Source organism: Serratia sp. NPDC078593, from assembly GCF_050268245.1.
Taxonomy (GTDB): Bacteria; Pseudomonadota; Gammaproteobacteria; order Enterobacterales; family Enterobacteriaceae; genus JBNNGK01.
Genome location: NZ_JBNNGK010000009.1, coordinates 1 through 23,643 on the forward strand (window position 1 = coordinate 1; position 23,643 = coordinate 23,643).

The 23,643-nt window shown below is 48.8% G+C and carries 18 protein-coding genes and 1 pseudogene; 5 read left to right on the forward strand and 14 right to left on the reverse strand.

Annotated features, from left to right (window positions below; all coding sequences use genetic code 11):
• Positions 1–522 precede the first annotated feature (522 nt).
• Positions 523–906 (forward strand): VOC family protein, encoded by a 384-nt coding sequence (locus ACQKDS_RS11540; RefSeq protein ID WP_399670300.1) that lies wholly within the window; start codon positions 523–525, stop codon positions 904–906.
• Between the two features lie 145 nt (positions 907–1,051).
• Here ACQKDS_RS11540 and ACQKDS_RS11545 read toward each other — a convergent pair whose 3' ends face one another.
• The 6 genes from ACQKDS_RS11545 to ACQKDS_RS11570 all read right to left on the reverse strand — a co-directional run bounded on the left by ACQKDS_RS11545 (position 1,052) and on the right by ACQKDS_RS11570 (position 8,057).
• A complete protein-coding gene (locus ACQKDS_RS11545; protein ID WP_399670303.1) occupies positions 1,052–1,735 on the reverse strand; it encodes a fimbrial protein in 684 nt (227 codons plus the stop codon).
• A gap of 5 nt (positions 1,736–1,740) precedes the next feature.
• Entirely contained in the window at positions 1,741–3,333 is a 1,593-nt protein-coding gene (locus ACQKDS_RS11550) for a fimbrial protein (RefSeq protein ID WP_399670306.1), read from the reverse strand.
• Between the two features lie 14 nt (positions 3,334–3,347).
• Positions 3,348–5,867, reverse strand: a complete 2,520-nt coding sequence (locus ACQKDS_RS11555; protein WP_399670309.1) for a CS1-pili formation C-terminal domain-containing protein — start codon at positions 5,865–5,867, stop codon at positions 3,348–3,350.
• A gap of 78 nt (positions 5,868–5,945) precedes the next feature.
• Entirely contained in the window at positions 5,946–6,629 is a 684-nt protein-coding gene (locus tag ACQKDS_RS11560) for a hypothetical protein (RefSeq protein ID WP_399670311.1), read from the reverse strand.
• 63 nt (positions 6,630–6,692) lie between these two features.
• A complete protein-coding gene (gene ecpA, locus ACQKDS_RS11565) occupies positions 6,693–7,292 on the reverse strand; it encodes a common pilus major fimbrillin subunit EcpA (protein WP_399670314.1) in 600 nt (199 codons plus the stop codon).
• A gap of 186 nt (positions 7,293–7,478) precedes the next feature.
• Positions 7,479–8,057, reverse strand: a complete 579-nt coding sequence (locus tag ACQKDS_RS11570) for a LuxR C-terminal-related transcriptional regulator (protein ID WP_399670317.1) — start codon at positions 8,055–8,057, stop codon at positions 7,479–7,481.
• Between the two features lie 1,476 nt (positions 8,058–9,533).
• On the opposite strand from ACQKDS_RS11570, the gene ACQKDS_RS11575 reads away from it, so the two are divergent.
• The 4 genes and pseudogenes from ACQKDS_RS11575 to ACQKDS_RS11590 form a co-directional block, all read left to right on the forward strand.
• Entirely contained in the window at positions 9,534–10,145 is a 612-nt protein-coding gene (locus ACQKDS_RS11575) for a helix-turn-helix domain-containing protein (protein ID WP_399670320.1), read from the forward strand.
• Positions 10,146–10,184: 39 nt separating this feature from the next.
• A complete protein-coding gene (locus ACQKDS_RS11580; protein ID WP_399670322.1) occupies positions 10,185–11,072 on the forward strand; it encodes a queuosine precursor transporter in 888 nt (295 codons plus the stop codon).
• Positions 11,069–11,896, forward strand: a complete 828-nt coding sequence (gene queF / locus ACQKDS_RS11585) for an NADPH-dependent 7-cyano-7-deazaguanine reductase QueF (protein WP_399670325.1) — start codon at positions 11,069–11,071, stop codon at positions 11,894–11,896. The genes ACQKDS_RS11580 and queF overlap by 4 nt, the downstream gene beginning before the upstream one ends.
• 105 nt (positions 11,897–12,001) lie before the next feature.
• Positions 12,002–12,280 (forward strand): annotated as a pseudogene (locus tag ACQKDS_RS11590) (transposase); the annotation flags it as partial.
• A gap of 214 nt (positions 12,281–12,494) precedes the next feature.
• Here ACQKDS_RS11590 and kch read toward each other — a convergent pair.
• The 8 genes from kch to ACQKDS_RS11630 form a co-directional block, all read right to left on the reverse strand.
• On the reverse strand, positions 12,495–13,679 hold the full coding sequence (kch, locus tag ACQKDS_RS11595) for a voltage-gated potassium channel protein (RefSeq protein ID WP_399670766.1): 1,185 nt from the start codon (positions 13,677–13,679) through the stop codon (positions 12,495–12,497).
• A 242-nt stretch (positions 13,680–13,921) separates the two neighbouring features.
• Positions 13,922–15,082, reverse strand: coding sequence for a trans-sulfuration enzyme family protein (locus tag ACQKDS_RS11600; RefSeq protein ID WP_399670328.1), 1,161 nt, complete (start codon positions 15,080–15,082; stop codon positions 13,922–13,924).
• A 606-nt stretch (positions 15,083–15,688) separates the two neighbouring features.
• Positions 15,689–16,783 (reverse strand): hypothetical protein, encoded by a 1,095-nt coding sequence (locus tag ACQKDS_RS11605; RefSeq protein WP_399670331.1) that lies wholly within the window; start codon positions 16,781–16,783, stop codon positions 15,689–15,691.
• Positions 16,784–16,838: 55 nt separating this feature from the next.
• Positions 16,839–17,876 (reverse strand): Glu/Leu/Phe/Val dehydrogenase dimerization domain-containing protein, encoded by a 1,038-nt coding sequence (locus ACQKDS_RS11610; protein WP_399670333.1) that lies wholly within the window; start codon positions 17,874–17,876, stop codon positions 16,839–16,841.
• Positions 17,877–17,891: 15 nt separating this feature from the next.
• Positions 17,892–20,777, reverse strand: a complete 2,886-nt coding sequence (locus tag ACQKDS_RS11615) for a beta-ketoacyl synthase N-terminal-like domain-containing protein (RefSeq protein ID WP_399670335.1) — start codon at positions 20,775–20,777, stop codon at positions 17,892–17,894.
• A gap of 12 nt (positions 20,778–20,789) precedes the next feature.
• A complete protein-coding gene (locus tag ACQKDS_RS11620) occupies positions 20,790–21,965 on the reverse strand; it encodes an NAD(P)/FAD-dependent oxidoreductase (protein WP_399670338.1) in 1,176 nt (391 codons plus the stop codon).
• A gap of 40 nt (positions 21,966–22,005) precedes the next feature.
• Complete coding sequence (locus ACQKDS_RS11625; protein ID WP_399670341.1) at positions 22,006–22,563, reverse strand: allene oxide cyclase barrel-like domain-containing protein; 558 nt, start codon at positions 22,561–22,563, stop codon at positions 22,006–22,008.
• A 34-nt stretch (positions 22,564–22,597) separates the two neighbouring features.
• The gene (locus ACQKDS_RS11630) at positions 22,598–23,626 is read right to left on the reverse strand and encodes a pyridoxal-phosphate dependent enzyme (RefSeq protein ID WP_399670344.1); all 1,029 of its coding nucleotides are present in this window, start codon (positions 23,624–23,626) and stop codon (positions 22,598–22,600) included.
• Positions 23,627–23,643 lie beyond the last annotated feature (17 nt).

Here is a 23,643-nt window from a genome sequence, read left to right on the forward strand (position 1 = left end):
CTGCTTTTTGCTTGATGCTGATTTTGTCATGTGAGCTACCTCTGGTTAAGAGTTTACTCACTTAGCGCCGTGTCCACTATTGCTGGGTAAGATCAATCAGCTGAAATGGAGCATCAAGACTGGACGATGGACGCAGCAGGATTGGCGTACTTTAGTGTCAGAGCAACAGGCCATTCCTGTGAAGATACGTTCAATAATGATTTCTTCCCTTTGTTTAGTACCGGGATAAAATCGAGTTTTCGCCCCTCATTCTCTGGAAAAAGAGTTCACCTAATATGAAAAAGACACCTTAGATCGCGTTTGCTCTAAAACGGGCACTCGTGTGGAGAAAGTATTCGGACGTAAGGCCTTGCAAACAGGTGTAGCTCACCTTGAATATCCCAAAAACAAGCTGATAACATCAAAATATGACATAGAAATCACTACAGACACATGGCGCGCCAGCGCATCAAATCATTACAAAATCATGCTAATATAATGGTTTAAATTTGTTAACAAATGGTATGGAATTTCGGAAAATTTATGAGCAACGTTCCCTCTGTAACCCCTAACCTGCAACTGGTGTACGTTTCCGACGTAAAACGTTCTACCGAATTTTACCAATTCATCTTCAAGAAAGAGCCGGTATTCGTCACTCCACGTTACGTTGCTTTTGCGTCGTCTGGTGATGCGCTATTTGCTATCTGGTCCGGTGGCGATGCTCCAGAGCCTGAGGTACCACGCTTTTCAGAAATTGGCATTATGCTGCCAACCGGCAAGGATGTGGATAATCTGTATACGGAATGGAAGGAGCAAAATATATTTGAGATCAATGTGATAAAGGAACCGTATAGCGATGTATTTGGCCGAACGTTCCTGATTAAAGATCCAGACGGCCATATTATTCGCGTTTGTCCGCTGGATTAATCCCACTTTAGGTTGTCGTGATGTGCTCACCCGCCTCCTCAAGTAAGCCGAGCCATACTGATATTAGCCACATTCAATCCGGGGTGATATCACATCCCCCTGTCTGGTTGGGTTTATTGACGTTATCAATAGCTTCACTAAATACTCAGCGAACATCGTCAAGCGCCCCAAAACACTGTTCCCCCAAGCGCAGATATTTATTAAAACCAATAATAAACTTGCGCTGTTGCCCACGTAGATCGGCACCTCGGTAACTTTCCCCCGGCAATAAATTGAACACCTTAGCGCTATCGTCTTGCGCATCACAACTCGGGTGGATCATCACGCGGAAATAGGTATTACCGGTGTTTTTCAATACGCCGGCCTGCGGATCATAGTGATAAGTGAAACGCATCTGACGTGGGCGAACCACAAAAATAGTATCGAGTGCTACAATCGGCGAGACCAACGGTGCCTTGCTGTGGGACGGCATCGCCATCGCATTGGCCGGAATTTCTTTAATCACAATACGATAATAGCGTTCACGATCGTCCGCTGGCCCACGGTAGAAAATTTTGAAATATTCCCAGGCCCCTGGCTCCAAGATCTTACGTAACGGCGTATAGAGAATTTCCCCTTCTTCGAGTGGCCGCGGCTGCTCATCGCGCCCGGGTTGATCAATCCGATAAGCGCTGATGACATACAAATTGGTATTTTTGGTGTTGTTAACAAACTGGCGCGAGAAAAAGGTCTGGTCACTCTCCAACGTAAATACGCTGGAAGAGAGATAAATCGCCTGCGCCGGCGAGGCCAGCAACAGAGCTAGCCACCACAATACATGTTTCATCATCAGCCTTATTGAATATCTGCACCCGTCCAGGTCGCGGTGACGCGAACCTCACCGGTGGCGCTCACCACGCCCATCCAGTCACTCCCGTCCAACGTCCACATCGAACTCCCCTCATTCATTGGGAAAGTCAGCGATAGGTCGGTACGGTAAAAACTGCCGTCATTTTGATAGGGATCCGGCCAAGGGGACTCCACCCAACGCGCCGCATTCAGGCTAATCGGCACATCATCACAGCTATTACGCGAACTGACGGTTTGCCCACTTCCATTGGTATAGGACAAATAAGCCGAGAACGGAACCCGAACCTTGCCGTCACTCGAAGAGAATACGCAGTAAGGACGCCCCCCTTTTTGTGCCAGCGGGCCAGAGACCTGCGCGGTGATCGCATCAGCCTGCCTTGGACCGGAGGTGGTCACGGTATAATCGAAAACCAGCGGGGGTTCTTGGGCACCCACTTTCCCTTCGCGCTGCGGGTTAGGTGCCAGATCTTTGGAAATGATGCTGATTCCAAAATCACGCGGACGCAGGATGATGGTGTTGGAAGGCGAAAACTCATAAAACCCCGACTGCGGTGCCACCGTACTGGTAAACAGAAAGGTGAAAAAGTCTTGGCTATTAGTCAGATCCACACCGCGATCGATCAAGTTCTTGAGAAAAGTTTGCGAGAAAAAAACATAAATACCGCCATTACCCGATTTAAGTAAACTCGCCGCGTTGGTCGTAGCGCTGTAGTTTACCCAACCGCTAGCGCCGTCGGCACTCAGACGAATGGTGCTTGCCGCAGGCGTAAACCCGAGCGCAGCAGTATCAACTTTCATACTCACACGCATCGGCGAAAGGGTGCTCCCTTGCATCTGATAGGATACCAATTTACAGATAGCCCCATTCAGCGAACCAATGTAGCCCACCGTACAGAATTGCGATCCTAACCCCATCGCAGGATTACCGTTGCTGTCGATAAAGATCTCTTGCAGAGCGTTAGTCGACTCCAGCCGTAAACTGCCCGCTTTGGTCATCGTAAACTGATGTCCACCCTGTGTCCCGCCCACCGAGGTACAGGTTTGCCCTGCGGCAGGATCATAATCCGTGCGGGTATAGCAGTAACGGTATTGATAAACTTCAACCGCCCCAACAGAGACATTTTTAAAATATTCATATGCCGAATCAGAGAAAATACCCCGCGCATAACCCGCTTCACCCGCATGCGTCGTCATCTGTACGTGATAAATCCCTTTGCTATCAATATAGCTCGGCGACAAATATCCCGTTGAAGGGCAGGCAGAGGCATTTCGCATACAGCGGTTACCAATAAACGGCCGATCAATGGGTGAGTCCTCCAGCCAGATATCCGCAAAGCTATTCAGCGCAATAATTCCCGTGTATCCCATATAGCCCAAGCTAAGCTGGTTGCTAGCCGCATACTTGGTAAACATGTTGGCACCGCTAAAGCGCGGATCGGTGCTCTGTGGCGTAATAAAGTACTCGCCATCCACCTGATTCTCGATAAAGAAATAGCTATTGCTTACGTTAGCGGCCTGATTGGCGAAAGAGACCAGCAGCAGCGCACCGGCAAGCCCGCAAAAATGACGCAGTTTCATCTCAAACCCTGTCCTTATCGTTGTGCCAATAGAGTTTGTGGCGCACAGATCACATTGCCGACCCACTTCACGCCCCTGGCCTGCTTCAGATCCAGATCCACTTCGCAAATGCCGTGATCTTCGGTGGTCAACGACACACTTGGGAAACGTTTATCTACATCCATTGAGAAAGCGCCGCTCGCGTCCGTCGTGGTTTTACCGATGTGGTTACGCACCGCCGCATTGGCAAGTGCCTGACCATCCGCACGGATCATCCGGCCAAATACCGTCACCAGTTGTTTCACTTCCGGTTTGTAGACAGCCACATTGCCCGGATACAGCGTGACGTTGCGGGTTCGCCCCTTCACGATGTCGAAACTGTCCATCGAATTCTTGTCGTTCATCAGTTCAACTTTGTAGTTCGCATACGGCGGCAACGGAATAAAGTTATCTGCACCGGTCAGGCGATAGTTACGGCCATTCACTTGAGCGGAAAGTACCGCTCCATCGATAATGTCGGTTTTAACAATCACACCCGATTTCTCCTGGATGCCGCTGGCAGCCAGATTTTTATCGCTGTAAGCCGCTGAGCCGCGCGCGGTTAAGTTACCATTCAAACGGTTGTTATCAGGCCGTGACAGCGAAAGCGTGCCCGCACTGTACTTGGTATCAAACGCGGCATAACCAGAAGCGGAATAATCGCTTTCACCGTTATGTTTATCTTTCAACAGCTTGGCTAAATTGAAGCCCGCAGAGGTGATGGCCGAATCATCAAAACTTTTGTTGGCATTCAGGTTTGCGCGTACGTTGCCATTGTTTGAAGACACGCCGGTACTTAACCAAGCCGCCAAAGGCAACGAGAAATCCAGCGAAATATAACGCTGATTGGTGCTATTCGACTGGTAGTCATACTGATAACGCTGGATCCCCGCACGCAGGTTCACCGTGCCATAACGCCCAGAGAACAGCGACGTAGAATACTCAAGGTTGTTTGACGTGCTGCGATCGCGTTTGTCTACCGTGCGGCTCAATGTCAGTTGCCCGCCACGTTCAAAAAAACGGCTCAGGCTGAAACTGCCACCATAGGCGTAGCTGTCTGTCTCATAAACGGGCAGCCGTTCGCCGATATGGCTTTTCTCCCGGTTGGCCCAGAGTGAACCGTAGCCATCTGGCAGCGTGGCACTCACGCTAAAAATATTCCGGTAACTCCCCTCTTGCGCTATCAGCCCCTGCCAACCCAGGCTGCCGTATTGCCCCACGCTTAGGTTAGCCGCTGTTTCATTCACCACATTTTGATCAAACGTATAGTTAGAGGTTTGTATCGTCAGCCCCAGTATGGCTGGCCCCGAGTCTATCTTGAGGATTTCCGGTATCGAGATCGCCGCAGAAGCTCCGGCCAAATAGGTTTGGTTAGTCTTATTATTCGTCCGGTTGCGACGATCGTCGTAATCGACATAACCGCCGTACACCTGCCAGTTCAGTTCATTCGCCTCGGTGTTACTTGCGGCAAACGCCTTATTAATGGTCTGACGTAGACGCGAATTAACTTTACCGTCTATCACCACCTCAACATCGACATCATAAATACCAAACGGCAGACGGCTGGTATCCACTTCAAAACTGCCCATCGGGAAGTTCTGAATGTTCAGTAAGCGCCCCTGACGATAGATATGCACTTCGCCCGCGCTGGGTAGGAAAACGGTGATCGGCGTCAGAGAATATTGGTTATGCACGATTTTGGTCGAGGACTTATTACCGTAAGTCACGCCGTACACCTTACTGGAGTTGAGTGCAGACAGGCTACCCAGCGATTGCAAATTCCAGGTATCAACCAGCCCAAACGCCAGACGACGTCCGTCCCTATCCCGCTCATACATTGCCCGGTAAAGCTGGGTATCCTGCCGGGAACCCCCAATACCATAGAAGGAACCATTCAGATTGAAATGGTGCTCCGCCACGCCAAAAGTATTATCCAGATTCAAATAGCTATTCGAGGTGTTATTACCGTTTTTTATCTGCGAACGGTAGACGCCAAAATCGTAATTCAATACCGAACTGAAGTTCGGCACCGAGGACGCCCCCAATACGCTGTGACGCGGAATTATTGCGGTCGACAGGCTTTTTTCACTGACATCCAATGTTAATACAAATGAACGGAGATTCAGATTTAATTGCGCGTCGGCAGAAAGCACAATTTGGGTATTCTGGCTAAAAATAGAATCCTTCAGGCTGCTGATTAACGTCCGCGTCTCCTCCGCCAGCATCGCCCCTTCGGGATTATCTACTAATGTAATATCTTTAATCATCAGGCCGTCTTTTTCCAACACGACCAGCGCATCGGCTACCTTTTGTTTTTCTTGTTGGTCGCCACCTTTATAACGCAAAAATATAGGAATAGTCATACCTTCAGCCAGAGCCTGACCGAATACGCCGGGGATGAGATAATTTCCTAAACGCACATCCTGTAAGTTTCTTGCATTAGCCTGCATAGACACAATGGCTGCCGTAATACATAACGCGGCAACCTTCGTCCTGAAGGTGAAATTATTGCTCATAACATTCCCCAACAACATCCTTATCCTGATGTGAGCGCAAATGAAAAACGCATAAGCCACTGGCTATTTATAAAGAGGCTATTTCACGTTGATATAATCTTCGTTATGCCAAATACCAACGCTGAGTTTTTGACTTTTAATATCAACAAACTTTAAGTGCGCCCCTAACCCCGGCATGACGTAATAACGCTCGCGGCAACCTTTCTTTTTATCTTCGCCGGTCTGCGGTTGTTTACATGGGCCAAAGGCCACGGTTCGGAAAGAACTGTTCCCGGTGTTATAAATTACCCCATCCCGATAGTGATAATTAAAATCATCCTGTCGCGGCGTGACGACTAGAATGGTACTAATCGTGGCTGATGTGGTTGCCGAAGCCGCTTTGCGTGTTTTTGACAGCCCCTCCTCAGCGATCGGATTATCACGCCAGATCAAGCGATAATAACGCTCCTTATTATCTTTCGGGCCGGCATAAAAAATACGGAAAACGTCTTTGCCATTACCGGGTAAAATCAGGTTTGACGGCGTGGTCATTATTTCCTTTTTATTCTCCATCGGGATGACTTTTCCCCCTTCCATCGGAGAGGAAATACGCTCGACAGACAGACTGACTAAGCGTGCTTCATCCACGGTGTTAATGACTTCCTTAGCAATAACGTCCTGACCTGGCGCGATGATCGAGGTAATGGCTCCCACGTTAATCGCATTAGCATGGGGGCAAATGAACAGGGCAAAGCACAACAGAGCGGGAAACCATTTTTTCATAGTGCACTCCACAGGATTGGGGAGTATTCCCCCCAATCCTGACAGGTTAATGACAAAAATTTATTACGGCGCTGGCGTGAAGGTGCCATCCCAGGTAGCGGCGAATTCAACGTTTACGTTGCCATCCCAGTAACCATCGGTCAGATCTTTAAACGCCGTATCGGCACCAGCCATAGTAGCTTTCACGATATTGAAAGCGAATACGCCTTGAGAGCTGGTACGTGCAGAACCGGCGTAGGCGCTTTCCTGAGCCAATGCAGCCAAGCCAGCGCTCACACCGGCAGAGGTATCGATCATCACGGTTTCAGTGCTGTCAGAAAGATCGTTGCCGTTCCACTTTACACCCACTGTCAGCTCAGAGTCGTCACTGGTACGGCTCAGGGTGTTAGAGATGATTTTTGAGGTCAGTTTAAAATCGCTGGCGCCAGACTGGCCGGCAATAGTGATATCAAATGCGCCATCCTGCGTATTAAAACGCTCCAAACCTTCAGCATAATTAAAGGTCAGTGATTTCAATGGCGTCACAACCAGCATGCTGTTGGTATCTTTAATGGCTTTCGCATCCCAAGATGCTGTCGCATTCGCAGTACGCGTATCTGCATTAGCCAGATTAATTGTTCCCATTGCTGAAGCTGCAATCAAAGCCAGAGCTAACTTCTTCATAAACTATCTTCCTTTATTTATTTCAATCAATTAATTTCCCACCGGCATTCACTGGTGTGGCACACAAATGCGACGCAAGGGCGCATTCGAAAATTTAATTTTCGAATAAGTCCTTTATTCATAAAATGATAATGATTAGCTAAATCAACTTAATATAGGGCGATATTCACCTCATCATCGATGCTATCATCTAGCACTAGGCACCGCCTGCAAAAAAATGTCTTTCATTTTGCGCAACCCCATTTTCGCAAGCATATTTTGACGAATGGCGTAGACCGTTTTTGGGCTAAGCTGCAACCTATCAGCCAGCTCGCGCACGCTTACACCGCTGGTTAATATTCGCAGCAAGCACATTTCACGTGTCGACAGGCTAGCTTTCGACGGTGGCGAGACTTTTTTACCGGAAATCACATAATTAATTTGATTAAAAATATCTTCTGATCCCCCGCTTGCTTGAATCACCGAATCAATCTGGTTAAAACGGCCACAATAATAATTAGCCAGCGGCAGTAAGTAGCGATCGGAAACTAGAATAACACGATGACAAACAGGATAAATTAACCAGTCCTGTTCAAGAAAAAGGCGTATATTAGATAACTGAAAGTCGACAAACATGACTTTCAATTTTTCAGGCGGTGTATTAATTAAATCACAATAGCCCAAAATACCGGCATAAAAATACCTATTGGTATCTGGCCAGGCCACGGATTTTTTCAACAATGTATCACGAACGAGCACCCGTTCATTATTCATTATCTGCAGCATACAGATTCCCTTCACATCGCAAAAAAGCCAACACCATTCCTCGGTTGGATAATGAGAATACCCCCTCACTTAAATCTAAGCATTTTCTTAATGAGGCAAAGCAATACTAACGATGGAATATAATTATTCAAAATTGGTAATAACGATCAATTAGAATCAATTCAATAGCCAATACCTATTAAAATGTTATTTTTGATCGAGTTTTCCGATCTTAAATATAACAATTTTAATAAAGCTGTTTTTAACAACAAAGCATTAGATAGCTAATAAGAAGATTCTCAAAAAATTAACATAAATGAAAACATAATTTCTCTATTATTCAGATATAACAACAGATCAATACCTTAAGTAAGCTAAATAGTGACGATCAAGCCAAGAAAAATCCCAGATAGAACTCACTGTAACACGTACCTTACTCACAACACCTCGGACAACTTTATTCGTCTCTTTGCCGGCAAAAAATGAAACATCTCCACAACATTCAAATGTTCAAGTAGGTCACTTAATAAACAAAAAATACGCCATTTATGTGATATGGATCACATATTTTTGGCACTTAACGCAAATTTACGGTCGGATAACACTGATTTTTGCGATTTCGACTATCGCCAATAATGATTTCACGTCGGATGTCGCGGCCTGAATGTGCTCAGTAGCAGGTTATTGCTTTCGTTATCAATGAGCGGGTTTCGTCGAATAGAACAACATGCTCTCCCCCTCACGCTTCAGTGAGGGTCTAATCAACTGGGCAGGTGTTAAGGATAGAATTAGCAACACGTACAAGAGGATAAATGCTTGCCAGTAAATGCAAATAAGCGCTGCGCTGAAGTGTTCCAGCGCAACGACCCCGTGGCTCAGTTTGTGAAACCTTGGTGATGGATCTTACAACACGCCACTCATGATGCTCCAAAACACGGCGAAAACTGCGTCACACGGCGAGGTTCAACCGTGCTATTCGCATTGTTCAGGGTTTTGCCGTTATGACTGCGGGAGCAGATGATGCGGTTCATGCAGGGTGTCGTAATGGTCAACAGCGACCGATTCCTCATCTTCTGGCGGGTGCTTTGCGCCATACTCAGAAGTTGAAGCCACTAAGAAAATGCCACTGGGGCAACGCTAGGGCGTTAACTCATCACCATGGCTTCACTAACTATAATGATGTGGTTCCCTGATGCTGGAAAGTAAAGACAATAAAATTTAACCAATTTATGCGTTATCTTGAAACGCTTTGTGTAAATAACTTAATCATTTAGACTGGGAAAAGTCAACATAAAAACATACAAAAAGACCACATAAATGTATACAAATAACAATACCAACACATAACAATATGATAATTAACGATATATTATAAATCAAATCCACTCGATCGTTAGCAAATGTACTTTTTATGTAAAACAAAAGTATAAGAATATTGAAATACATCAAATTAATTTATAGCATGCAGCATGGAACAGCAGACTGGAACATGCACCAATGAAAGTATCGGGATCTCAAAGAAAAGAAAATATAATCAATAACATAGATTATATCATTCGCAGCCGAGGTGAAACAAAGGTCTCTTTTGCCAACCGTACTGGTGTAACCCGTGCAACCTTATACAAAATCCTTGAAGGCAAGGTGAACAATGTTCATCCCTCAACCATAACCCGCATCGCTGATTTCTTTGGTGTCCCCTGCGACGTCATTGAAAACCATGATTTAGAACATATCGAACGCGTAGAAAAGATGCTCTCGCCTGAAGGGAACAAAAACCCGGCGGCTATTCCAGTTATCCCACAATCTGACTTTCTTTATCATGTTGAAAACCGCATTGGTAATCTGGTTACTCAATATCCTTTGACATGGTTTTTTGGCGACGTATCAAACATGGTCGCGATGTTGGTAGAAACTAAAATAAGCAATATTTTCTTTCAGGGTGATATTTTAATCATAAAACGACATTCCCAAGCGCAAAGAAAACAGATCGCCCTCTTCCACTCGAAACAAGAAGGCATGTATACGAGAAAAAATGAAGATAATGTTGTTTATATACCCACCAACGAAGAGACTCTGCTGGGTGCTATCGTTGAGGAAAGAATTCAATAAGCTACCTCTGTGAATAAAATAGTTAAAGGTACTATTTAAATGGAAAAGAATAAGAAATATAAACTGCTTGGATTTAATCGATCGGACGTTATCACTGCCAATGTGATGGTACTCGCGACAGGAAAACACATTAGCATCGGCTTGCATGAACTTGAAAGCAGTGAAATAACAGATGATTTCAACCGTAATGAACTTAAAGCTCTTTATCGTCGGATTTATGGTGATACCAATACAATAACCTCTTATGATCTTGGCGACAGGCATGAGCGTTCTTGGTATGCCTATCTGATTATCAGCGTTGCGTTGACGGTGATTTATATTCTAAGCACGGTCAGTGGCGTCAAGCCGATTCTGATCCCAGTTGTGAACTTTGTCGTCCCGCCCGCCATATTCTTTTATCCACTGTCATTCATTCTGGTGGATATTGTTAACGAATTCTATGGGCTAAGGATGGCGAGAAGGGCGATTTTTATCTCATTTATCTCTAACGTTTTTTTTGTGAGCGGGCTATGGATAACTAGTCTTCTCCCAGCACTGCAAGAGTGGGGGTTAAATACCTCATACAGTACGTTTGTGCAAAGTATCATTGCGGTGCTATTTGCCTCTTCAGCCGCCTATCTTATCTCTGAAAATATTAATTCAATGATACTGTGCAAGATCAAGGAGATGACTAATTCCAGGTATCTTTTCATTCGCGTTATTACCAGCACTGTCGTCGCGTCAGCCATTGATAGCGTTATTTTTTGCATACTGGCCTTCCATAATGTCCTTAGCATCGACACCATAAAAACCATGATTATTTCACAGTTTATAATTAAATTATGCTATGCAATTATCGGCGTTGGACCGATATATGCGACACGTAAATTATTCAGACAATATATTAATAAAGAAAGCAAAACTGACCGCATTAAGGAATATGTATGAAAACTGAAGAGATTACTTTACTGGGTAACAGCACCGGTTACATCCAACATTATACCCCAAGTTTATTGGAATCCCTGCCGCGCTCGCGTGGTCGTGATGAGATCAACCTAACGTCTGAAAAATTGCCTTTTTCAGGGGTAGACTTATGGACGGGATATGAACTTTCTTGGTTGAACGAAAAAGGTAAACCCATTGTTGCGATTGCTGAGTTTTTCATCCCAGCAACCAGCCATAATCTTATTGAGTCAAAATCATTTAAGCTCTACCTCAATAGTTTCAACCAAACCCTCTTTAGCACGGCTGAACAGGTTATTCAGACGCTTGAAAAAGATTTGTCATCCGCCGCATCGGGTGAGGTGAAGGTTAAGCTCTATACCGACCTAAATCTTCCCCCTGCGCGTTTAGCCCCGCTTCCTGGAGAGTGTATTGACCATCTGGATATTGAGATTGATGATTACGCATTTAATCCAGACGTACTCCTCAATGCCGCAACGGGTGAGCCGGTATCGGAAACGCTTTGCTCGAACTTATTAAAATCTAATTGTCTAGTGACCAATCAACCCGACTGGGGAAGTGTTGTCATCAAATACGTTGGCAAACCCATAAACCGCGAGAGCTTACTTCGCTACCTCATTTCGTTCAGAATGCACAATGAATTTCACGAGCAATGCGTTGAGCGCATATTCAGCGACATCCAACATTACTGCACCCCGGATAAGCTAACGGTATTTGCACGTTACACACGGCGCGGCGGCCTCGATATTAACCCGTTCAGAAGTAATTTCGAAGAAGACTTCCCGGTCGGGCGCCTGATAAGACAGTAACAGAAAGACAACATGCGCTTTAGGCTAGCCCCTTGAATCTCCAGCCAACTGATGTCGCTTAAATAAGTGATAGTCTTAATACTCGTTTTTAGGTGAGTTGTTGGAATCTGGCTGCTCGACGTTTTAGGGGGAGAGAAGCGCAGACGGTGTATTGTTCAGGAAAAAATCGCCATTGTTCAGCAGAGTTTTGAATCCGGTATGACTGTCTCGGTCATTGCCCACCAGCATGGAATGGCGGCCAGCCCGTAGTTCCTCTGGCGTAAGCCGTTTCAAAAAGGCTGTCTGACCGCCGTAGTCTCTGCTGAACAGGGCGTTCACACCGTTGAACTGGCCTCAGCAATGAAGCAGATCGCAGAGCTTCAGCATCTCATTACTGCTCGAACACCAGCCGCCCTTTACGCGTTCAAAACGGACACACACAAGAAAAGTGGCCGTAGGAGAGAATAACCAGCAATAGTGTACTGACGGGGTCGAGTTGCAATGTGATAACGGTGAAAAACGGCGAGTGAGGTTCGCCTCACGTCTAAAACCGATAGGAGCGAAAACCATCCTCAAACCACATCAGTCCGGCTAGCAATACACCCGTGCTAAGCTTGCGTTACTTATTCTGCTTTTCCCCACCACGATTGCTGAAAAATGTATCGATATTGAGGTCATGATTAATCCGCTCCCCATTAAGCGAACGCACCAGCAATTCACTACCCAGTAATTGCAACGAGAGTACAGCATCAGGTTTAATCTGCTTGATCTTATTCATATTTTGACTTTCATTAACCAAAGCAATTGTTTTGGTTTCCTCATCACAGATTTCTTTGGCCGCGAGTATAATAAAAGCATTTGTCGCATCACTGTCGGTTAAGGCAACGATGTATTTCGCTTTTTTAGCCCCCGCTAACGTCAGCGTCGCCACCGAAGAAGGATCACCTTCGACCACATCTGCATGGTGGGGAAATATCTGTCTATTTCCCGGCTCACAAACAAGCGTCACATGCCCACCGCTATTGATAAGCCCTGTATAAACATTTTGCGCCAGCGAAGATACCCCCACGATAATATAGTGGTTTTTACGGTTCACGCGAGAAAACCTCCCTTTGATAATATGTTGTAGATTATGGCTGATTAACGTGCCCGCAACAGAGGCGACAGAAGCAGCAAAAACCGTAATACCCAAAATAATGACCGTCAGCGTAAACATACGTGCGAAAGTGGTATGCGGCACAATATCGCCAAATCCCACCGTCGACATACACACAATGGCAAAGTAGAACGCCGTAGGTAGATCGCGCACCTCTGGGGTGAACTGATCGCCAATATACAACACGCCTAACATGCTATAGACCATCAGCGCAATCATACTGGCAATAGCAAAAAAGCTGGTGCTCCCCAAACTATGCCGATCGAAACGACGCCAGTAAATTAACAGGCCAACGATAGTGACCAGCGAATACCCGACCAGCGCAGATAGTTGTTTAAAGATGAACGAGTCGATTACGACCACACAAATAAGCAATAACAACGCAAAAAACCAGGCAATACGGGTTCTTAACAACAAGATCATCGCCATCAAGATCAGCGCCACACCAATCATAAAGCGTGGAATATCCATCGTTTCAAGAAACGCCATAGCACCATGCCAGGAGCTAAAGTTTTCTAACCGATCGGGAAAATGCTGTAAAACCCGGAAAAGGATCGGACTTAGTATCAAATAGCCATTATGCGCCACCATCAAGGCAAGAATCGGCGCGATAGGTATTTTGCCGGCGAGCTTTTTCAGGATATTCACTACATTCATCTGGTTTCAACGCCGTGGAATAAAGAAACGTGATTCACTCCCCTGTATCGCAAGGAGTAAGTTCGGGAACCTAGACTGCCAGAAGCCCGTTCCCGAAGAAAGTGTAATAGGTATTTTTGCGTTGCCCCCCTTAAGCCAAGGTTTATTCGCGCCCGCAACCGGCCATAGTTGCTGCGTCTATCACAAACCTGTGCGTGACATTAACGCTGGCAACGCTTTGCGCCATAACGCGTTCATCTTGCTAATGCCTGTTCAAGATCGGCAATCAAATCCCGCGGATCTTCAACCCCAATACTGAGTCTAATCAGGTTATCATTAACCCCCGCAGCAAGCCGGCTCGCTGCGTCCATTGCGGCATGGGTGGTACTTGCAGGGTGGCAGGCAAGGCTCTCTAAATCACCTAAACTGACCGCTTGGGTAAATAACGTTAAGTGGTCTAAGAAGCGCGCAGCGCGGTTAAACCCCCCTTCCAGTTCGATACTCACCATGCCCCCAAAGGCATTGATGGTTTCACTCAGCACCTGATGGCCTTGATCTTGTGATAACCCTGGATAATAGACTTTGGCTACGCTCGGCTGGTTGGCAAGAAAGGCCGCGACCGTCGCGGCACCCGCAAGGTGTGCATCCATTCTGAGTGCCAATGTACGCAAGCCCCGTTGCAATAAATAAGCCTCCTGCGGCCCAACAGCAGCACCAATATGTTTAAGTGCGATCTTACGGATAGCCTGCATTAACACTTGGGGCCCCGCCACCACACCGGCAATTAAATCACCGTGACCGCTTAAGTATTTGGTGGCACTGTGCATCACAATATCAATGCCCTGTTCCAGCGGTTTAAATAAATACGGAGTCAAAAAAGTGTTGTCGCATACTGTGATCGCCCCAACCTTTTCAGCGGCACGTTTAACCTTACGGTAGTCACTGACTTTTAAAGTTGGATTGGTAATCGGTTCAAATAAGATAATTTTTGTCTCGGCAGTAATCTCTGCCAATAAATGATCATCGTCTTGATAACGACGTACGGTAATACCCGCCCGGGTTAAGGTTTCGATTAAAAATGCCGCAGTGCCACCATATACCGGATCGATAAAGGCAATTTCGTCACCTTGGCTGGCTAATGCATAGAAAATACTACTGATTGCCGCCATACCGCTGGCAACCACTAACGCGTCATCAGCGCCTTCCAACTGCGCCAGCTGATGCTCAAGCGCCTGAACGGTGGGGTTCGCCATACGGCTGTAGATAAACCCCGATTGCTCACCGGCGAAACGGGCTCGGCCATCTTCAGCGCTACCGTATGCAAACGTACTACTTTGATAGATAGGCGTCGTCAGTGCCCCTGTCGAATCTTCCTTTAGGTGATAAATATGCAGCAACTGAGTTTTAAATTGCATAGCCGATCCTAATAATAATGAGTTTGAGCCGGATTCTATGCCTTATTGTATTTGGAGATAACGAATTAATAACCATTTGATATATCAAACGAGAATAACAGACCATACAGAGACAACGTCTATTATGATAGATATAGCCATCTGAGCGTCTATATGTCTTTATTTAAATAACAACGCACGAAAATACGACCAAACGCTCATGATTAAGTGAGATAAATTTTCCGTCAGATCGGCACAGTTCTGCTGCATTGTTTGCTTTAATCATTCACGCTGTATTACGAATAGCGGCTTATTTAATCGTGTTCCCCTACCCGTACAGTAGGGGATTGAGCCCGCATCAACAGATAAATCGAATTATTTAGATACGCTAAGCGCTAATAAATAACCGCCATAAACAACATATCAACCGCATAACACTCGCCTCAGGACATTATTCAGCGCGTCTAACACCCGCTAAATAACTTCAGAGACGGAAAAGGCGCAACATGGTGATGTACGTGATGCAACAGATACCCGGCCAAAAACCGGTCTCCCTCTATCCGGCTGGCTTCACATCTGCACAACGCAGACGCGGCACCTGTTCTGAAGCGTTCTGTTGCGCAATGACTAGCACCATACGGGTCGGGCACCAACAGTGGCGCTGGCATGGCTTGCGCCATGGCTCAGACACAGCGTGCGCAAACCGGCCGCCGCGCCAGAATACCAGGCACCACCACGCATTAAACTGCGCTCACCATAGTTGCGCAAGTAAACCTGATCGCCATCGTCACAGTGATGATGCGGGGCAATACCGAGGATCTTAAGTATCGGTGGAACGCTGCCGCCTGCCAACGGCTGGATCCGATCAAACGCCGCATCCATTAATCCCGGCGGATAGCCGTTATCCTGCGGGTCGCCATTAAAATGTCGAATGCGTGTATTCATCACCGGCACACCGGCATTGCCGTCACGTCGAGCCACCAATGCATCGAATTTCGCCGAATTTTCCGCCCCAGGTAGAATTAACTCACCGGAATACAAATCTATCGACCGCCAGCTGGTTTCCGCCCTGTTGGTCAGTGGGCCCGCCGCGTCATTATCGGGCAATATTTGAATTTCTCCCGCTCTCAACCGCATGCCATGCTGCCACTCCCACACGTTGCCACACAGATCGCCTATACCGTACGGCGAACCATCGTGATACCAGTCGGCAGGCCCCGAGGCGGTAACGGTGGTAGGCTGTCCCTCCTCAGCCCCTGCGGCTGCGCCGTCGAGACGACGACCGGTTTGGCAATGCTCGGAATGCGAACGGCCATAATCGGTATTCCCCTGTTCCGGCCACTGCTGCTGACGACACCAAAACATCAGCGCCGCCCATTCCGCATTCGTGCTGATATGCCACCCCGCGCCGTTGCGAGCCGCAGCTTGGCGAAAAGCCGCTAAATCACGCCAACAAGCCGGTTCCGCGTTAGGCAGGCTTAACAATTCACCGTTTTGCACGCTGCCGGGGTAACAGCCATAGAAAAAGGCCTCTTTCACTTCGCCATTCACGATAAACGCCGGATGCACCGCCGTTCCCAACCCGCTAGCCACCTCATTGAGCCTAAAGCGCGGAATGATAGACATATAGCTTGGCTGGCCGCTTGCCGTGTAAAGCACCGTTCGCCGTCCCTGCGACTGGGATTCAACCCGGCTACGCAAAGCGTCCTTGATAAAAATCATCGATTCCCCCCACAAAAACTCAAAGGCAGGATGGTCTTAACCACCCTGCCTAATATTAAGCTACCATCGCGGCCGATTTTATCGGCTGGAGTAACCGCCCAACCTCACATTCCAACAGTTGAGCACGTTGCAGCAGCTCTTCCGTTTTGGCTCCGATGATCGAATGAACATAAGTATTTACCTGTTGCTGATTCATCTGGTTATAACGTTCGGTGAACGCCATTTCGATACTGTCGCAAATAACCGCACCGGCGTTGCTAACGTAATCCGGCAGATAATGGATGCCCCGCGCCAATAACCGTTGCTCGGCTTCAAGGCAGCTAAACGGCGAGTTAGCACTGCTGATCACCCAGCGCGTATCCAAGCGATCAACGTTTTGTGGTGTAAGGATCCCCGATAAGGACGCAATGCAAAGCACGTCACTGTGTTGTGTCCACAGAGCCTCCTCGGTCACTCGTATGACACCATCGGGGAAGTGAGCGGCCGGATTGATGTCATATCCAACCACTTCGCAACCAAACTGTAGGCACTGTTTCGCCACCTCAGCACCCACTTTCCCCATGCCATGAATTGCGATCCGCGCGCGGCTAAGATGGTGAAGACGCAGTAACAGCACCTTATTGATCGAACTCCAGACGCCATAACCGGTCGCGACCGACGTATCCACCAGCGGGCTGTCCATTGCATTTAAAATCCACGGGGTGAATCGGCGTAAATAGTCCATGTCGTGATTGCTGGTATTAATATCGCAACCGGTAAAAAAGGTGCCAGCATAACGGTTAAGCAGGGCGCCGATTGCCTCCAGCACCGCGGGGTGATCCTTAGGGGGGCGCTGGCTGTTTACCACGATTTTTCCACCGCTAAAGCCGGTGTTATACAACCCATGTTTCAACGACATGCGCTGCGCCAGCATAAGCGCTTCTTCCTCCTGCTGTTGGCGAGAAGAATAAGCCCGCCAACGAATACCGCCGTTTGCGGGCAGTAGCTTGTGCTGAGTCGAACAGGCCAAAGTAAATGAAGTTTCCCCATCTACTTCAATCGTTTCCACCTGATATTGGTTACGCGTGTTCAGCAATGCATTGGTAACTGACATAATTTATCGTCCTGTTTAAATGGATTTTTGCTCGAATGCTTCTGCCTGTTCTAAGCGGCTTTTTATCCCCCACGGTGTCGGACGCCGTAAGAAATCAGCCATGCTGATGGCCCGACCAAACTCCTGTTCGATCAACACCATCAGACGCAATGCCATGAGCGATTGCCCGCCCGCATCAAAAAAGTCACCGTGGTGAGAGTCAGGATATTGGCCGAGAACGCCAGCCCAAATGCGCCAGATGGTTTCCATCATCGGGTCGGATTCGTCTGCTGGAACGCTTGACGATCGCGTCGTCTCTGCCCCATGCAAATCGCGCTCGCCTAACCACCACTGAGTGGGATCGAATGGATACAGCGGCAGCGCAATACGAGAAGGTGGATCGGCCCACAGACGTCGCCAGCGGATATTGCCGCCAGCACGCCAAATCTTCTGCAGCGCCTGTGACCAAATCTGCCCTTCGCTTTGTGCCTCGTCGCGCCGAGGTAATGTACGCACCGCCGTCGTTGTACCGGTTGACTTGCGCAGCGCGACCAAAGCCGTTAGCGTCGAGCCTGGGCCGATTTCTATAAACAAGGTTTTGCCACGTTGCGGTATTTGTTGCAGCGCGCGGTAATAGTTAACCGGTTCGCGCGCATGGCGGGCCCAATAATCGCCATCCAGTGCCGACAGGCTGACTTCACTGGCTAACAGTGCGGAAAGGTAACGTGCGGTGGGGGCGCTCTCTGTCACGGATGGAGAGATGACGGCCAAGTCGTCGAGTATCGGTCCCATCATTGCCGAATGGAAAGCATGTGAAACATTCAACGCTTTACAGCGAATACCCTGTTTCCGCAACGCCTGCTCACAGGCGGTTATCGCCGAGTGGCTACCGGATAGCACACAACCTGTTTCACTGTTTTCTGCCGCGAGCGATACCCGTTCGTTAAGCCAGGGCTGGCATTGCGACGCACTGAGCTCAACAGCCAACATCATGCCCGGCTGAAGCGAAGCCATCAGCCTGCCGCGCCGGGCGGCAAATACCAGCGCATCCTCGGTCGAAAAAGCTCCCGCGGCCCATGCGGCAGCAATCTCACCGACGCTATGCCCGACTACCCAATCGGCTTTCACGCCGTAATGCATCAACAGCTCGGCCAAGGCAATTTCTACGGCGATCAGCGCAGGCTGCGTCAACGCCGTATTGGCAATCGTCTCAGGCGCTGCCTGCCCGGTAAATAGCGCAGAAATATCCAAATCCGCCCGTTGTTGCAGCATGCGCAACTTCTCACGCATCAAGCCGTCAAACACCGCATCCTGCGTCATCAATGAGCTGGCCATACCAATAAACTGGCTGCCCTGACCGGGAAACTGGAAAACGACCTTAAGACGCCCTTTACCGGTATCAATGACATTCTCTTTCACACTCAATACACCTGAATGGTCAATATGCAACGTGCCACGGTAGCGCAGCGCTTTCCTGCCGTCCTGCGCACTCCAGGCCAGCCGCTCACGCTCGTGATACGGCGAACGCTGCTGGTAACGCTTAACCAGACGGTGCCAAGTCGATTCAGATTGCGCACTGACCGGCACCACATCGCCACATAGCGATGTCCCAGCCGAGGTGACCGGTACCTTACGCGGCGGGCGCGTCAACACCACATGGGCATTGGTGCCCCCGATCCCGAAAGCACTGACGCCAATGGCCCGACGCGCGTCGTCTTCCGGCCAGCGTTGCGCCGCAGTAAGCACCTCAAACGGACTATTCGCTAACGGTATCGCTGGATTGACGGCGGAAAAATTGATTTGCGGCGTCAGCCAGCCGTGCCGAATCTGTAGCGCCGCCTTGATCAAACCGGCCATGCCTGCACATGTCTCTAGATGTCCCACATTGGCCTTAACGGCGCCAAGAGCACACTGCCCAGGGCGCCAGGTTGCTCCAGAAAAGACGTGATTCAGCGCTGCAAACTCAATCGGATCGCCAGCCAACGTGCCGGTGCCATGCGCTTCAATAGCGCGAAAATCACTGGGCACCTGTTGCGCATCATCCAAAGCCTGTTGCAGCAAACGTTTCTGCCCCTGTAGGCTCGTCGTGGTGAAACTGACTTTGTTGGCTCCGTCATTATTCATCGCCACGCCCTGAATCACTGCCATCACGTCATCGCCTGCGGCCAAAGCATCAGGCAAGCGTTTTAGCACCACCACCGCCACACCGCTGCCAAATACCGTGCCGCTAGCATCGGCTGAAAAGGGACGGCAATGGCCGTCGGTGGAAAACACCATACCCTGCTGGGCGAAATAGCCCGCCAACTGGGGGATCCGCAACGTGCATGCTCCTGCCAATGCTATATTGCATCGGCGGCTTCTCAATGCGTGCACCGCTTCATACACCGCCACCAGCGAAGTCGCACAGGCTGCCTGTACGTTACACACCGGACCACCGATTCCTAAATGCCAGGCCACCCGGCTAGTGAGGTAATCTTTGTCACAGGCGATCTGTTGTTCGAATGGCGACGGATTCAGCGTCTGCCACAGCGCTGACGTTTGCGCCTGCCGCAAATAATCAGCGCTGCTGCAACCGGCAAACAGCCCAGCATCGTCCAGCCCGCCCGGCATCACCCCCGCACTTTCCAGAGCGTGCCAAGCACACTCAAGAAAAAGACGGTGTTGGGGATCCATCAGCAACGCCTCACGGGCGCTCAGGCCGAAAAAACCCGCGTCAAAACCTGCAATATCGCAAGATAACGGTGCCGCAACCGGCTGGAACTGCCCCGCATCGGCAGAGGCGCCGTGCTCATCAACACAGACCAACGACTCAACGCCGTTGATCAGATTATGCCAAAAGCTGTCGATATTATTGGCACCGGGAAAACGACAGGCCATGCCAACCAAGGCAATCGCCGTTTCACTGCTGTTTACCTGCTGCATAAGGCTCTCCCTTTAGAAGCGTAATGCGCTGATATCCCAGCGTGGCTCCCGCTCCGCCAACAAATCGGCACAAATCTGCCCCATCAGAGGCGTAAATTTGAATGCCCATCCGCCGGCCGACACCACCAGATGTTCGCCGCCATGGCAACGCCCCTGCGCACTATCGAGATAAAATTGGCGCGTCGGATCGCTCGGCAACACTGCCAAACAACTCGACGCAGAGTGTTGTCGGTCGGGCTCCAGAAAAGGCATATGCCGACGCGCAAACTCCAATGCACGCTCTACATGCTGTGGATTAGCGCGGTAGCTCGGCGCATTCTCTTCGGTGATCGGATCCACCTCAAAATCAGTACCAAGCCGATCGAAACCGTTTACCGACCAAGGGTTGGGGGGGAAGCCATAAAACAGATTGCTGTCGCTTTCAACCGGCGGCTGGAAGGCAAACCAGAATGGATCGTTAGTCTCTAATCGTTGGCTGCGTAGCATGCTAACGCACGCCATCTCGAAGGTGGACAACGCCAGATCGATATCCAGTTGCCGCAGCAACTTTTTGCTGCCTGGGCCACTGGCCACTAATACTTTACGCGCTCGATAACGGTGTTCTGAGGTCAGTACCGCCACGCCACGCGCATCGGGCTCAACCGCCTTAACAGTTTGTTGGAACTGAAAGGCAACACCCGCGTCGATAGCTAGCGAATACAGCGCCATCAACGTACTTTTGACATCGATCACGCCACCATCACGCTGCAAGAAACCTTCGTAATTACTGTCCAGCGCAGTAAAGCCGTACCGGCGTTCAATGTCTGCCATCGTTAGCCGTTCATACGGTAAATTCATCTCATCCATCGACGTCATGGTTTGACGGATTTGCCCTTCATTAGTCCAGACATCCGCATCCCCAAACCATAAACTGCCTATGCGATGAATTAATTTCCTGTCAGCCTGCTGTTCCAGCTGCCGCCATAATTTATCGGCTTCAAGCGTCAGACGAAATATATCTAATTCCGAATACTGCAAACGCCAATGGCGCTCCTCACCGCTCGTGCCTGCTAATTGTGTCAATAACGCATGCTGATCCAGCACCAATATTTTTTGCCCGCTATTTTCTCGTGCATAATTCCATGCTGCAGAAAGACCAATTGGCCCAGCACCAATAATAATGACATCCCATTGGACAGACGTGTGCATACCTACCTCTTAAATAGATAAAATATAAATGCGTTGTAAATTATTTTTTAATGATGCTTTTTACCTGATCGATGGGTAATAGAACGATGAGCGTCAGATACTTTTCACGCGGAATATCCTGATAGATCTGCCGTACGCCGATTTTCCCCATTACGTCACCGCTAACGCCCGCCGCAAACAACGATTGCCACTGCCCGGCCCAGATGGCACTTGAGTTCCAAATCCCTGCGGTTTCTATGTTACCCAACGGAGTTTCTGCCGTTTCATGATACCAAGACACCACGCTGCCATCGGTCAAGGCGGCAATTTTCCAGCCGCTGCCGGTCATGGTGCCAAAGTCTTGTCCCCGCTCATCCACCAATTGATCGGTATGCGAATTGGCATCTCCCACATTAGGACCGCTTTCCGTTTTAGCATTAAAGGTAATATTCGCTCGTTCGACGACGGAAATAATCGTAATATTATGATACCCCTCCTTTTCTTTTAACTCGCGCTCAATATCAACCGACTGCCGGCCTGCAAACAATTGTTGTCGAATATTATTAGCAAGCATAATTAACTCGGACAATACATTATTATTGCCTTGCATTATTTCCATTATTTAATCCTCAATTCGCGTTAATAAAGCGCGGTTATACTGTGAGTGTTTCTGCGTGATTAAACCATTCCCGTCCTTTTTCCCGTTCGACATCGCTGCCCGCATCAGCGAATAGCGTCACCACCTGCTGCCCCGGCGCCAGATTTTCCGCCAAATTCCACGCGGTTTTCCAATTCGCAGCTGAAGATGCGCCGATCTTAACGCCGGTTAATTGGGTGAACTCATACATCGCGCTCAGCGCTTCGCGGTAAGACACCGGATTAAACGGCGGTTCATGCGGCATTAGCTGGTTGATAAACGGCTGGCGGAACCCAAAACCCAAGCCTCCTGCACCGGCAAATTTTGCTTCGCCATTCGGCGCGCTCAGCGTACCGTAGGGAAGCTCGCACGGCGTACTACCCCACACACTCAACTGCGGGTTGTCCTGTCGCAGCGCGGCTGCGACCCCCGACAATGTGCCCCCCGTACCGACCGCAGACACCCAACCATCGGCAAGGGTGCCATTGAGCTGATGGCGAATTTCAGCCCCGGTTTGATATTGATGCATAGCGGTATTCACCAGGTTGAGATGTTGTGAGAGTAGCGTCCAACTGCTGTCTTCATGCGCAATCTGCTGGCTGCGCGCAATCACACCCAATAAAAACTGATTGCGATCCACCAGCGTGACGATGGCATTATCGCCTTTTAGCGTTTCGACCAACGCTTGCGGCGAGGAATCAGGAATAACCACGTGGACGGCAATGCCACACATGTCGCCAAGTTTCGCCAACGCTTTCGCCATATTACCGCCCGAAGCATCAAGCAATTTCAGTTCGCCTGTGGCGAAATCATGGCGATTGATGGCGTCGCAAAACAGACCAAATGCCGTGCGATCTTTTACCGACCCAAACGGATTCTCAAACTCGAATTTGGCAAGAATTGACGCTTTCCCCTTCGGTGAGGGCACTGGAATCAACGGAGTATTACCCAGCATTGCGTAAAATTTTTTTAACTGCGGGAATAAAGTAAAGGCTTTCTCTGTGTCCGGCACACCATCCTGCGGATTAAACAGCTCAAAATTCATCAGATGCTCCTTCAAGG

What these genes read in the sequence shown, in the direction of transcription:
- ACQKDS_RS11540 (WP_399670300.1), top strand. Translation starts at nt 523, where the DNA reads ATGAGCAACGTTCCCTCTGTAACCCCTAACCTGCAACTGGTGTACGTT.
- ACQKDS_RS11545 (WP_399670303.1), bottom strand. Translation starts at nt 1,735, where the DNA reads ATGATGAAACATGTATTGTGGTGGCTAGCTCTGTTGCTGGCCTCGCCG.
- ACQKDS_RS11550 (WP_399670306.1), bottom strand. Translation starts at nt 3,333, where the DNA reads ATGAAACTGCGTCATTTTTGCGGGCTTGCCGGTGCGCTGCTGCTGGTC.
- ACQKDS_RS11555 (WP_399670309.1), bottom strand. Translation starts at nt 5,867, where the DNA reads ATGAGCAATAATTTCACCTTCAGGACGAAGGTTGCCGCGTTATGTATT.
- ACQKDS_RS11560 (WP_399670311.1), bottom strand. Translation starts at nt 6,629, where the DNA reads ATGAAAAAATGGTTTCCCGCTCTGTTGTGCTTTGCCCTGTTCATTTGC.
- ecpA (WP_399670314.1), bottom strand. Translation starts at nt 7,292, where the DNA reads ATGAAGAAGTTAGCTCTGGCTTTGATTGCAGCTTCAGCAATGGGAACA.
- ACQKDS_RS11570 (WP_399670317.1), bottom strand. Translation starts at nt 8,057, where the DNA reads ATGCTGCAGATAATGAATAATGAACGGGTGCTCGTTCGTGATACATTG.
- ACQKDS_RS11575 (WP_399670320.1), top strand. Translation starts at nt 9,534, where the DNA reads ATGAAAGTATCGGGATCTCAAAGAAAAGAAAATATAATCAATAACATA.
- ACQKDS_RS11580 (WP_399670322.1), top strand. Translation starts at nt 10,185, where the DNA reads ATGGAAAAGAATAAGAAATATAAACTGCTTGGATTTAATCGATCGGAC.
- queF (WP_399670325.1), top strand. Translation starts at nt 11,069, where the DNA reads ATGAAAACTGAAGAGATTACTTTACTGGGTAACAGCACCGGTTACATC.
- ACQKDS_RS11600 (WP_399670328.1), bottom strand. Translation starts at nt 15,082, where the DNA reads ATGCAATTTAAAACTCAGTTGCTGCATATTTATCACCTAAAGGAAGAT.
- ACQKDS_RS11605 (WP_399670331.1), bottom strand. Translation starts at nt 16,783, where the DNA reads ATGATTTTTATCAAGGACGCTTTGCGTAGCCGGGTTGAATCCCAGTCG.
- ACQKDS_RS11610 (WP_399670333.1), bottom strand. Translation starts at nt 17,876, where the DNA reads ATGTCAGTTACCAATGCATTGCTGAACACGCGTAACCAATATCAGGTG.
- ACQKDS_RS11615 (WP_399670335.1), bottom strand. Translation starts at nt 20,777, where the DNA reads ATGCAGCAGGTAAACAGCAGTGAAACGGCGATTGCCTTGGTTGGCATG.
- ACQKDS_RS11620 (WP_399670338.1), bottom strand. Translation starts at nt 21,965, where the DNA reads ATGCACACGTCTGTCCAATGGGATGTCATTATTATTGGTGCTGGGCCA.
- ACQKDS_RS11625 (WP_399670341.1), bottom strand. Translation starts at nt 22,563, where the DNA reads ATGGAAATAATGCAAGGCAATAATAATGTATTGTCCGAGTTAATTATG.
- ACQKDS_RS11630 (WP_399670344.1), bottom strand. Translation starts at nt 23,626, where the DNA reads ATGAATTTTGAGCTGTTTAATCCGCAGGATGGTGTGCCGGACACAGAG.